The organism is Paraburkholderia terrae (assembly GCF_002902925.1).
Classification (GTDB): Bacteria; Pseudomonadota; Gammaproteobacteria; order Burkholderiales; family Burkholderiaceae; genus Paraburkholderia; species Paraburkholderia terrae.
Genome location: NZ_CP026113.1, coordinates 1,134,582 through 1,146,594, shown reverse-complemented (window position 1 = coordinate 1,146,594; position 12,013 = coordinate 1,134,582). Strand labels below are relative to the sequence as shown.

Genomic DNA, 12,013 nt, shown 5'->3' with positions numbered 1-12,013 from the left:
CCACTCCGCCATCCCGCGTGCGCCACCCTTGCCGCTTGCGCAACGTCTGCGAACTGAAGCGGGAAGTCGGGCGTCTTCAGAACAACTAGAACGTCTTGGTCAACTGCACATAAAAACGCGGCACCTTGTCGTCGCCGCTGGTGTCCGAACCCGTCGTGCGCCAGGCGACCGTGCCTTGCAGCGCGATGCCACCCGGCGCCACCCAGTACGCGCCAAAGCCGACGCCGCTGCGCGTGATCATGTTCGGCCCCTGGTCCGGTCGCGAGTTCGCGTTGTACCAGCCGGTGCCGAAGTCGAAGAAGCCGAACACCGTCGCCTTCGCATTGATCGCGTACCGTCCTTCGACCGTCGCCACGAAGCCCTCGTCGACGAGCCCTTCGGACGGCGAGTAGGCGCGCACCGCATGCGGCCCGCCCAGCAGAAAGCGCGACGAGTTGTCGAGCGTCGTGCCGGCCCACTGGCCGGATATGCCCGCGAACATGCTGAAACGTTCCGTCACCGAATTCAGGCGGTTCGCGAAGAACGTCGCGCGCACTTCCGTGCCATGCGTGTTGCGCCCAAACGCGGACGCATCGAGTTCCTCGGCCGCCGCGTTCCTGAAATGCAGGCTGCCGATCAGGAACTCCACGTCCGCGCTATTGAAGCCGCCGCCCAGCAACGCGTCACGGCTTTCATAGCTGAGACCGACGCTGCCCTCGATCAGCGAGCGCGGATTGTGCAGGTCCACCACGCCGATGTTGTCGATGAGGTCGCGATACTCGAGGTTCGCGCGAGCCAGCAGGTTCTGGTTGCGGGTACGCAGCAGTGGATGGGTCACCGTCAGATCGGCGACGGTCGCCTCACCCTGCGCGTCGAGTGACGCGAAGTCCTTGCCGAGCGCATAGTTGAGCCGCGACAGCGCGACACCCACGCGCGTGCCATACGCATTCACGGGCGCCTCGTAGCCGATGCGGCCATACACGGTATCGAGCCGCTCGCTGGCGAGAATCCGCAAGTCGAGGTTGTCGCCGATCATGAACGGCGAGTTCAGCCGCGCCAGCGCGCCCAGACGCCAGGTGCCGCTCGAAGGCGCGCCGTAGTTGTCGAAGTCGACGGCAAAGGTCCAGCGTTTGGCGGGCGCGACGCTGATCGTCAGATCGACCGTGCCCGGCTCGTCGCCCGTTTCGATTGCCGAGGTCACGACGATACCCGGCAGGTCCGACAGCAGCAGCATCGTGCGTTCGAGATCGTGCTGCTGCAGCGGCTGGCCGGTCGGAATCTGCGCGACGCGCGCGCGCACCAGGTCTTCGCGGATCGGCGTGCCCGCCGCGATATCGAGCCGCACATGGCCGACACGTCCTTCGAGCACGGAGAATTCGACCGTGCCCGCGCTCACGTCCTGCTGCGGAATCACCACCTGGGCGAGCAGATAGCCTCGCGCGCGATAAACCTGCGTCACCTTGGCGGCAATCGTTTCGAGATCCGCAAAGCCGATCTGCTTGCCGATCTGGTCGCGCACAGGCGCAAGCAGTTCGTCGGACGGAATGGTGTCGTTGCCCTTGAAGGTGATGCCCTTGAGCACGAACGTCGGACCGGGTGCCGTGACAGGTGGCGCGCCCGCTTGCGGCACGGCGGGTAGCGCTAGCGCACCACCCGGCGGCGCCGGGCGCGTGTCGCGCGGCGCGGTCTGCTGAAGGATGCTGCCGGCATTCGGCAGCGTCTGGCCGCCAGGCAGCGTCTGGCCCCACGCGATCGTCCCGCTGCACGCCATCGCTGCGGCAATCAGTCGGAGTTTGTTCATTGTTCTTCTTAGCGCGCAATGCTCAGGCGCCAGCCTCCCATCAGGTCGAATGGTGCCCAGAAGAACGGATGTGCAAAGCGTGAGTTCTGCATCACCGCGAGTTGCGCGGTCCGCATCGCGTCGATGGCTTCGTGGCCGTCGGCGAGCTGCGCGTAAAACGTGCGCATGGTCAGTGCGCTTGATTCGTCGGCCACCGGCCACATCGACACGATCAGGCTCGTCGCGCCCGCATAGAAGAAGGCGCGCGTGAAGCCGAGAATCTCGTCGCCGCGCGCGATCCGTCCAAGCCCCGTCTCGCACGCCGACAACGTGACGAGCGACACGTTGTTCAGTTTCAGGTTGTAGATGTCTTTCGCGAGCAGCGAGTCGGGGCCGTCAGCCGGCTGTGTCGCGGGCGCGAGCAGGATGCGCGAATGCAACGGGTCGATCGTGTCGGCCTCCGCGTGGGTGGCGACATGGAGCACCCGGCCCGTAGGCGCATTCTCGCGGAAGCTCACGCGCGTCGCGCTGGATTGCAGAAACACTTCCTGGCGCGCAAACAGCGGCGCGATGCCGCGAACCTCCGCCTCGGCGCCGGGCAGCGCATACGCGGGCGCGATCGTCGGATTGCCGAATGCGACGAGATTGCTCGCCACCTTCAGCTCGCGCGAGGCGAGTTGCACCGCGACGCTCGCCGAAGGCTCCAGCGCGATTGCATGGCGCTGGATCAGGAAGCCGTCCGGGCCGTGCAACGCCTGGAACGGCAGATAGTGCAGCGCGCCGTGCGGGACGATGATCAGCCGGTCGTCGGCGAGCAATCCGAGTGGCGCGATCAGCAGCGCGTAGAGCTTGTCGCCATAGGTGATCGCGGTTGGCCGGCGGCGCACGATGGCATTGCGGAAATCGGTGACGGCGGCATCCATGTCGGCGCGCGCGATGGGCAGCGTATAACCCTTCAGCCCTTCGTTGCGGATCACCCATACGATGATCGACTTCTCGAGGTTGTGAAATTCGACGAGCGTCTCGTTTGGCTTCAATCCGTTACGCACCGTGTCGAGACCCGGCACGTCGCCGTTCAGTTGCCGGTCGTTCACGCCGGCGTCGACGCGGTTGCGCACGACATCGAGCAGCGCACGCGCGCGGCTGCGCTCGGACAGGTTCCACGCCGATGCATAGTCGCCCACTTCGACCGTCAGCGTGATCGCCATTTCGAACACGGACTGCGTGTCGCCGAACAGGCCCGTCTTGAACTCTTCGCTGCGAAAGCGCGCGCGGATTTTCTCCGAATCGTCCACGGCCTGCAGATAGGATTCACGCGCCCTCGCCCTCTGGCCGAGTGCAAGGTCGGCGCGGCCGATGCCTTCGTGTGCCCACAGGCGGTCGTAGTTCGCGTCGCTGCCGCCGCTTTCCGACAGCAGCGTGGTGAACGCGAGCAGCGCGTCCTGGGGCTTGCCTTCGGCAAGCAGCAGGTTGCCCTCGATGCGCCGGTACTCCGGCGCGAGGTCCGCGCTCGGCGCGGGACTGGCGGCGTTGAAGGTCTTGCGCGCGCCGGCCGTGTCGCCGGCGGCGATCTGCGCGTTCGTGATCGACAGCAGCACCAGCGGACGGTAGCGCGGTGACGCCGTTTCGAGCGCGCGGTTGTAGGCGTCGATGGCATCTTGCGGATGGCCGCGGCGCAGCGCGATGTCGCCCAGCACCTTGTTGGCGGGCGCAAACACCTGCTCGGGTGCTTTCGGGGTCGAGGCGAGCGCTTCCTGTGCGTATTTCTCGGCGTCGTCGAGATCGCCGGCGTAGCTGTACGCGATCGCGAGGTCGCGTTTCGACAGCGCGACCAGATCGGCGTTGTCGGTACGCTGCGCTATCACCAGTGCGCGGGCGGCCGCCTCGACGCTGTCGCGGAAGTCACCGCGCTCGGCCGCCGATACGGCCATGCTGCAATAGTCGTAGGCGGGCAGCGTGACCCGATCACGCGAGAGCAGCAGACGCCCCTCGGAGGTCAACGACTGCAGCGTTTCGGCATCGCGTTCGCGCTCGGTCGCCTGTCGAAAGCCTTGGGATTCGGGCGCGAGGCCCGGCGCGGCGCCGCTGGCAGGCGCGGCTGGCGCGGCCGCGAAGGCGTTGCCCCATGCGCCCAAGGTTGCACAGACGATGAGCGCAGCGATGCCCAGCATGCGCGGCTTGACACGCAAGCGCGTGGTGCCCCTTTGCACTGCACGCCTCGCGGTACGCGCTACGCAGGACATCGGGATTCTTATGAGTTCGTTCACATCGTCTTCCTGCTGGAAGGTCCATGGACGCGACCGGAGAGCCGTTGTGACTGCGAGGGTGTGCGGGCCAGAGCGAGCGCCGCCAGAAATGCCTGCAACTCTTTCTAAGGAAACGATTGTGTACGCGTATTTTGAAAACCGCCCGGGAGGCGGCAGGCCGTCGCTTCAAAAACGGCCGCGTGATTCGTCTTGTTGATACACGCACGTGCGCGTGGGGATGGCGCATGCTCGTTCGCAGCGCCGCGCGACTGGACTTTCCTGTGAATCCCGTCCCGATGACCAGCCCCGATGACAAGACGGTAATCGTGCCACACCCACCCGAGCCCGAGCCCGACAGCCAGCCGGTGGGCGTCGATCCAGCGGGCCCGGATAGCGCGACCATCATGCCGCCGTCAACGTTCGCGGGCGCAGAGTCACATCACGCACTGTCTGTCGGCATGCGGGTCGCGGAGTTCGAAATCAAGGGGTTGATCGGTGAAGGCGGCTTCGGCATCGTCTATCTCGCTCACGACACCCAATTGGGCCGCAACGTCGCGCTCAAGGAATACATGCCATCCTCACTGGCTTCGCGCGGCAGCAACGCCGAAGTCACAGTGCGCTCCGAGCGCCACAAGGAAACGTTTCTCGCGGGCCTGAAAAGCTTCGTCAACGAAGCGCGCCTGCTCGCGCAGTTCGATCATCATTCGCTCGTCAAGGTCTACCGGTTCTGGGAAGCGAACAGCACCGCGTATATGGTGATGCCGTACTACGAAGGCGTCACGCTGCGTGACGCCCTGCGAGCGAAGAACGCGCCTCCCGACGAAGCCTGGCTGCGCACGCTGCTGACGTCGCTCGTCAGCGCGCTCGACGTGATGCACCGCGCGCAGTGTTACCACCGCGACATTGCGCCGGACAATATCCTGCTGCTGAAGGACAGTGGGCGTCCGCTGCTGCTCGACTTCGGCGCGGCGCGGCGCGTGATCGGCGATATGACTCAGGCGCTGACCGTGATCCTGAAGCCCGGCTATGCCCCCGTCGAACAGTATGCGGAAGTCCCGTCGCTGAAACAGGGGCCGTGGACCGACATCTATGCGCTCGCTGCCGTCGTCTACTTCGCGATCGTCGGCAAGACGCCGCCGCCCTCGGTAGGCCGGATGATGAGTGACAGTTACGTGCCGCTCGAGACGCAAGCGTCAGGTCGCTATTCGCTCACCTTCCTGCGCGCTATCGATCACGCGCTCGCAGTGCGGCCCGAAGAGCGGCCGCAGAGCGTGCAGGCGTTCGCGGCGGAGTTGGGCCTTGCATTGAGCGCTCAGGACGGAACCCATGACGAGCCCGCCTCGTTGTCTTCGCCGCGTACGGCAGCGCCTGCCGCGAGCAGTGGCGTGGCGGCCCGCGAGGCGAGCGGCGCGCTTCGACCGGGCACGGCAAGCCGTGACGCCCTGGGAGCTTCCGGCCCCGGTGCCACGGCGGCCGGCGCGTCGCGCACGACAAGCCGGCGCTCCACGGCAATAGCGGTTGGCGCGGTCGTCGTCGTCGGGCTGGCGGGGCTTGGAGGCTGGTTCGCGATGCGGCCCTCGACGATCGCCACGTCGCCCTCCGCCACCGTGACTGCAGGCAGCAACCATCCGACGGCGTCGGGAGCGGAGCACGCGAAGCCCGTGCCCCCGGCCGCTGCGTCCACGCCACAGATGGCAAGCACCGGCACGCAAGCGCCGCCTGCAAGCGCCCCCGTCAGCACTGCCGCAGATACGACCACGAACACGATAGCGAGCGCCGCGCCCGCGCTACCGGCTTACACGCCCGGCGGCGAACTCGACCGGATCGTCTCCCTTGCCGACCCGTCGATCAGCGTCAAGGCCAACACGCGCAGCACTACCGCGCGCATCAGCAAGGATCATCTGCAATTCAGGGTCGGCAGCAATCGCGCGGGCTATGTGTACGTCTTCATGGTCGATCCCGCCGGACAATATCTGATGCTGTTTCCGAACGAGCTCGACAAGAACAATGCGATCGCCGCCGGCCAGACGCTGTCGTTGCCGCGCGCAAGCTGGCCGATGATGGCGGGCGCGCCGGCTGGCCCGAACCACTTTCTCGTGCTGGTCTCATCCGCGCCGCGCGACTTTGCAGACGGCGGGCTGCAGCGCGAATCGGTGTTCGCAGATTTTCCCGCGGAAGCGCAGCGCGCCGCCGCGATACGCCGCACAGTCAGCTATTCGCCGTTCGCCGGCAAGCCGCGCTGCACAGCGAGCGCAACCCAGTGTCCTGATACGTTCGGCGCGGCAACTTTCACGATCGACGTCGTCGGGTCATCGACATAGCGGACAAGGTAGACGTCCACGCATGGGGCGCAGGAGGCAGCATGCACAACGTACGTTGGATGCTCTGTGTGGTTGCGGCGCTCGCGGGTTGTGCTGGCAACCAGCCCGCCTCGACGACGACCTTCGGGCCGGCGGGCGCGCCGTCGCCCCAACCTGCGGCGCAAGTGTCGTCACAGATGCCGTCGCCCGCACCTGCAACGCCGCTTCCGTCCACGCAGACGCAAGCGGCATCCGAAATGCCCGCAACGGTGGCGCCTGCGACATCCGCCGCCGACACCACGCCGGTTGCAAACGCGAGCGGCAGCATCGCCTTCTCCACCCGTCACGCGTACTACGCATCGGCCCGCTTCGCTGACCTGCCCGGCTGGAACACCGACGACCTCAGCAGTTCATGGGACGCTTTCAAACGCAGTTGTGGGGTACTCGGCTCGCGTGCCGGCTGGTCAGAGCCGTGCGCGGCGTCACGCTCGGTCGATGCGCGCAACGTCGGTGCGATCCGCCAGTTCTTCGAGACGTATTTCAACGCTTATCAGATCCGCAATACCGACAAGAGCGGCGACGGCACGCTGACCGGCTACTACGAGCCGCTGCTGAATGGCAGCCGGCAGTACGGCGGCGCCTTCCTCTACCCGGTCTACGGCACCCCCGACGATATGCTGTACCTCGATGCGCGTCGCCTGCCCGACAGCGCGCGCGGCACGGCGAGCACTGCGCGCATCGATGGCCGCATGGTCATCCCCGTCACCGGCATCACGCCGGGGAGCACCAAGGGCGTCTACGTGCTCGATCTGCGCGACAGCGTTCCAGACATACGGGACAAGAAGATCCGTTTGCGGCTCGATCGCGACCGCATCGTGCCGTACTACACGCGTGCCGAGATCGAGCGCGGTGCGCTCAAGGCGCCGATTCTCGCTTACGTCGACGACCCCGTGATGCTGTACTCGATGCAGGTGCAAGGAGCAGGCAAGGTGCGCATGAGTGACGGCACGGTGCGCCGCTTCGCGTACGCGGAGCAGAACGGCCGCCCGTTCCAGCCGCCCGTCGCGCGCAAGAACAGCGGCAGCGGGCAGCGCATCACCGTGCGTGGCATCGACGTCGAGATAGACGTCGAGGACGAGTCGCCGACGGGCGGCGCCGGCCAGGCAGGTTCACCGACACCTGGCGATGCGACGGGCGGCGTGCCCGCCACCCGCACGCAGGACGATGACGAACCGGTGTCGCCGCTGCTGCGCGGTTTCAAGCTGGCGGCAGCGACACCACAAGAATCGGCGCCCGCCGTGCGTCCCGCTGCCAGCGGCAACATGGCAGGCGCAACGTCGAATGGCCCCGTTGCTTCGAAGACGGGCGACGTCGCCGCGGGCGCCACGGCGAACAACGCCCCCGTCAAGCGTGTGTTCGCCATCTCGGACCCGAGCTACGTGTTCTTCCGTCTCATTCCCGATTCGCCGAATGGGCCTGTCGGCGCACTGGGCGTCGCGTTGTCGGCGGGCCGCTCCATCGCCGTCGATCCGCGCACGACGCCGCTCGGCGCGCCGGTGTTCGTCTCGACGCGCGACGATCCGCAAGCACCCGGCGCAATCGACCGCCTGATGATGGCGCAAGACTCAGGCGGCGCCATTCAGGGCGCAGTGAGAGCGGACTATTTTTACGGCTTTGGCCAAAGCGCGCAGGCGCAGGCGAGCCGAACCAAGGAACGCATCCGCATGTGGGTGCTGTTGCCGAAAGGGCTGCCCATCGCCGCGCGGGACGCGACGCTGAAAACGCGAGGCGGCGGCGCGCCGACGTCGAGTGCCGATTGCCTGGTCAGCGATCCCGAATTGTGCGTCGACGATACGCCTTGAGGGCGCTTGACTCCAATGATCCGGGGCGCGACATGACAGGCCGAATGGAATGCCGCCCTGTCTCATCGATAAGGCATCCTTCCTATGACGAAGGCCGTCCGGACTGCAAGTTAAACAAGCCGCTCGGCAACGGACTTGTGCTTTCGCTGCGCGTCCTCGCTGATGATTTTTGTCTTCTGTCCGTAGAACGTCCGCAGCGCTTCTCCACCGGCCTGGCGAAACCGGTTCTCTGTGAATTTGCAACCGTCGTACGGCGGCATCCCGACTGTCATCGCCTCTTCGTAATACTCCTCGATGAGTGGTTCGGGCCGAAACACGCATCGCGACCCATCACTTGCACTTCACGCTGGTCGAAACTTGCTGCATGACAGCGTCTTGTGGGCCACAAAAAGAAAACGCCCGCGTATTAACACAGGCGTTTCCGTGGCCCCGCTACCGCGCCCCATTGAACGACTTGATCGTTCGCTATGCTTCAGGGGCCGGCTTCCGCGCGGCTCACTATCAGTATAGGACGCGCTGAGGAATATCCAAGTCGACGAAACTGACGTTTAGACGGTCCAGAACGCCGATGTGTTTCGCGCACGAAAGCTTCACATAATTAAAGCAATGGCTATTTAGCGCGACCGTACTATTCAGTGCGCCCGTTCCGACACTTGCAATAAGCGCGCCTTGCCTTCAATGACGCGCTGCCAGCGGCAAACACACCTTGAACTTCGTCTCGCCGGGGCGCGACGCGACGCTGATCGTGCCGTTATGCCGCTGCACAACGGTCCGATACGCGATGTGAAGCCCCAGGCCATTGCCCTTGCCCAAAGGCTTGGTGGTAAAGAAAGGCTCAAAAAGCCGCGCGACGATATCGTCCGGAATGCCGGACCCCGTGTCCATGATTTCGATGACCGCAAAACTGCCTTCCTTGAGCGAGCGTATCGTGAGTTCGCCGTTGCCATTCATCGCGTCGACGGCATTGTCGATCAGATTCGTCCACACCTGATTCAGCTCGCTGCCATAGACGGGAACGAGCGGCAGCATGCGATCGTAGTCGCGCTTCACGGTCACGCCTTGCTTGAGCTTATGTTGCATGATCGTCAGCGTATCCTCGATGCCGCTATGTATATCGACCTCCTGCAATGGCGCCTGGTCCATATATGAATAGTCCTTCATCGCCTTCACGATCTCGGAGATACGGCCCGCGCCGATCCAGGCCTGGTTTCCCAAAGACCGCAGCTCCAGCGTCGCGGCCAGCCAACGGACGCCCGCGCCGAATTGCTCTGGTGTCACCCGCGCGGCGACGGGTTCGAGATCGTCCGGTGAGAACCCGGCCACCGCGAGTTGCGGCGCGATCAGCCACGGTTTCGAAAGTCCGCGTGCAGCGAGCCAATCGGCGAGCAGGCTTTCGGCTTCGCTTTGCCGCAATGCAGCTTGAGGCGTCGTATCGGCGGCAGGCACGGCACGGCTTGCCCAGCCGTCCAGCATGTCGACGACCTCGGCGGGCATCGCGCTCACAACCAGCGCTCGCGTTGCCTCACGCATGGTGTCGAGCGACTCGCGCAGACAATCGGCAGCGCGCGCCACGGCGGCGGCGGGATTGTTCAGTTCATGTGCGAGGCCGGCCGACAGGCGCCCCAGCGCGGCAAGCTTCTCGCCATTGAGGATAAACGCGTCATAAGCGGTGATGCGCGCGTAGATCGACCGGAAGATGTGACGGCTGAAGGACTCGCATTCGTTCAGCAGCGTGTGGACCACCGACTCCGGAAGGGCGACCAGAAAACAATCTGTCGCGGCCGTGAAGGTCAATGGCAGCGGCATGCCCGCGAGCAGCGAGGTCTCTGCAATCGATGTCGGCGCGGGCCGCCGGTCATCGAACACTTGCCGCCCGCCCACCATTTTTTCCGTCACGATTTCGCCGTCGAGCAGCACGAACTGATGCGTGACGCGCTGCCCCTCTCGCATCAGGATCTCGCCTGTCTTCAGATGGTATTCGTCCAGATTCGCGCGCAGCCATGTGCGTCGCTCCTCGGGCAGTCCAGAGAAGAGGGGCATCTCGAACAGCACGGACAGATCGCTCATGGACTCGCCAGATACTGGTGGATGAAATGCACGGCAATCGATCCTTCGCCGACAGCGGCCGCCACGCGCTTGACGGAATCGGCGCGCACGTCGCCCGCCGCGAAGATGCCCGGGACACTCGTTTCGAGCAGATACGGATCGCGTCCAACCTGCCATCCCGAAGGCTTCCTGCCGCCCTTGACCAGCGTGCGGCCCGTCAGCAGAAAACCATGCTCGTCCCGCTCGACGACCCCGCGCAGCCATTCCGTGCAAGGCGCAGCGCCGATGAAAACGAACAGGCCGCTCGCTTCAACCGTTTCGACGCGCCCAGTCTGCACGTCACGCAACGTAATGGCGTCGAGATGTCCGTCACCGCTCACGCTCTCGACCTCGGTATACGGCCGCACGCGAATATTCCCGGTTTCGTGTATCTGCTGGACCAGATAGTGCGACATGCCCGCGCTCAGCGACGGTCCCCGGCACAGCAACGTGACCGATCGCGCGTACCTGGAAAGGAACATCGCGCCCTGTCCCGCCGAGTTCGCGGCGCCCACGATATACAGATCCTGATTGGCGCAAGCGACGGCCTCGACGAGCGCCGCGCCGTAATAGACGCCCGCGCCCGTCAGCGCCTGCACGCCGCGCGCTTCCAGTTTGCGATACGACACGCCGCTCGCGACCATCAGCGCGAGACAGCTGACCTCGGAGCCATCGGAGAGCCTGACGAACTTGTAGGGCGCTTCGATTCGCAAGCCCACCGCATGTTGCGTCAGTATCATTTCGGCGCCAAAGCGCCTTGCCTGCATCAGCGCGCGCCGCGACAGCTCCGCGCCGCTCACGCCCGCTGGAAAACCAAGGTAGTTGTCGATGTGCGAACTGGTGCCTGCCTGACCGCCGGGCGCATCACATTCGATGATCGCCACCTGCAGTCCTTCCGACGCGCCATACACGGCGGCAGCGAGCCCCGCCGGGCCGCCGCCGACGATCACGAGGTCAAAGAACGGTGTGGTCGAGCGCGTGCGCAGTCCTACCTGCTCGGCGATCTGCGCGGTCGTCGGACGGCTCATCACGGTGCCGTCCTCGAATATCAGCACGGGCAACTGACGCATGCCCGGAAGCAGCGCGTTGATCAATGGATCGGCCTCGTCGTGCCGCTCCACATCGAGCCATCGGAATGGAATGTGATTGCGCGCCATGAAGTCGCGCAGCAAATGCCCTTGCGGCGACCAGCGGTGATCGAGCAGACGGAGGCCTTGCGACGCGGGGCGAAACGACGCGTGCCAGTCCGCGAGCAGGTCATCGAGCGCCGGATAGAAGTTCTGTTCCGGCGGATGCCACGGCTTGAGCAGATACTGATCGAGATGCACCGTATTGATCGCACGGATCGCGGCGTCGGTATCCGCGTAAGCGGTTAACAGCACGCGCTTGGCTTCCGGGAACAGCTCGATTGCCTGTTCGAGGAACTCGATTCCGCTCATCTGCGGCATGCGCTGATCCGCGATGAAAAGGGCAATGAAACGGTTTTGCAGACGCAATTGCTGCGCCGCTTCCAGCGCGGCCGACCCCGACTCCATCCGTACGATCTGATAATGCTCGCCGTACGCCACCTGAAGATCGCGCGCGACCGCACCGGCCACGATCGGGTCGTCATCGACAGCGAGGATTACGGGTTTTTCCATGACAGCGTCAGCGGCTCACGCCAGTTCAAACGCTGGCTCCGCGCTGTTGGTGCATCTGCGTCAGCGATGAATCGCGGCGTCTGTTGCAAGCATTGTAGGCGCTGCTGCGCCAAGGTCGGGA

At 65.1% G+C, this 12,013-nt stretch carries 6 protein-coding genes; 2 read left to right on the top strand and 4 right to left on the bottom strand.

All coding sequences use genetic code 11. The features are described from left to right. Nucleotides 1–85: 85 nt before the first annotated feature. On the bottom strand, nucleotides 86–1,780 hold the full coding sequence (locus tag C2L65_RS34965) for a ShlB/FhaC/HecB family hemolysin secretion/activation protein (RefSeq protein WP_042306137.1): 1,695 nt from the start codon (nucleotides 1,778–1,780) through the stop codon (nucleotides 86–88). Nucleotides 1,781–1,788: 8 nt separating this feature from the next. Further along, nucleotides 1,789–3,930, bottom strand: coding sequence for a CHAT domain-containing protein (locus C2L65_RS34960; protein WP_052426852.1), 2,142 nt, complete (start codon nucleotides 3,928–3,930; stop codon nucleotides 1,789–1,791). A 320-nt stretch (nucleotides 3,931–4,250) separates the two neighbouring features. On the opposite strand from C2L65_RS34960, the gene C2L65_RS34955 reads away from it, so the two are divergent. Together C2L65_RS34955 and mltA are read left to right on the top strand one after the other, a co-directional pair. After that, nucleotides 4,251–6,326 (top strand): serine/threonine-protein kinase, encoded by a 2,076-nt coding sequence (locus C2L65_RS34955; protein WP_052426853.1) that lies wholly within the window; start codon nucleotides 4,251–4,253, stop codon nucleotides 6,324–6,326. Nucleotides 6,327–6,367: 41 nt separating this feature from the next. After that, a complete protein-coding gene (gene mltA, locus C2L65_RS34950; RefSeq protein WP_052426854.1) occupies nucleotides 6,368–8,167 on the top strand; it encodes a murein transglycosylase A in 1,800 nt (599 codons plus the stop codon). A gap of 675 nt (nucleotides 8,168–8,842) precedes the next feature. Here mltA and C2L65_RS34940 read toward each other — a convergent pair. Continuing rightward, on the bottom strand, nucleotides 8,843–10,234 hold the full coding sequence (locus C2L65_RS34940; protein WP_042306140.1) for an ATP-binding protein: 1,392 nt from the start codon (nucleotides 10,232–10,234) through the stop codon (nucleotides 8,843–8,845). After that, nucleotides 10,231–11,892 (bottom strand): FAD-dependent oxidoreductase, encoded by a 1,662-nt coding sequence (locus C2L65_RS34935; RefSeq protein WP_042306141.1) that lies wholly within the window; start codon nucleotides 11,890–11,892, stop codon nucleotides 10,231–10,233. The genes C2L65_RS34940 and C2L65_RS34935 overlap by 4 nt, the downstream gene beginning before the upstream one ends. Between the last annotated feature and the right edge of the window lie 121 nt (nucleotides 11,893–12,013).

What these genes read in the sequence shown, in the direction of transcription:
- C2L65_RS34935 (WP_042306141.1), bottom strand. Translation starts at nt 11,892, where the DNA reads ATGGAAAAACCCGTAATCCTCGCTGTCGATGACGACCCGATCGTGGCC.
- C2L65_RS34955 (WP_052426853.1), top strand. Translation starts at nt 4,251, where the DNA reads ATGCTCGTTCGCAGCGCCGCGCGACTGGACTTTCCTGTGAATCCCGTC.
- C2L65_RS34960 (WP_052426852.1), bottom strand. Translation starts at nt 3,930, where the DNA reads ATGCTGGGCATCGCTGCGCTCATCGTCTGTGCAACCTTGGGCGCATGG.
- C2L65_RS34965 (WP_042306137.1), bottom strand. Translation starts at nt 1,780, where the DNA reads ATGAACAAACTCCGACTGATTGCCGCAGCGATGGCGTGCAGCGGGACG.
- C2L65_RS34940 (WP_042306140.1), bottom strand. Translation starts at nt 10,234, where the DNA reads ATGAGCGATCTGTCCGTGCTGTTCGAGATGCCCCTCTTCTCTGGACTG.
- mltA (WP_052426854.1), top strand. Translation starts at nt 6,368, where the DNA reads ATGCACAACGTACGTTGGATGCTCTGTGTGGTTGCGGCGCTCGCGGGT.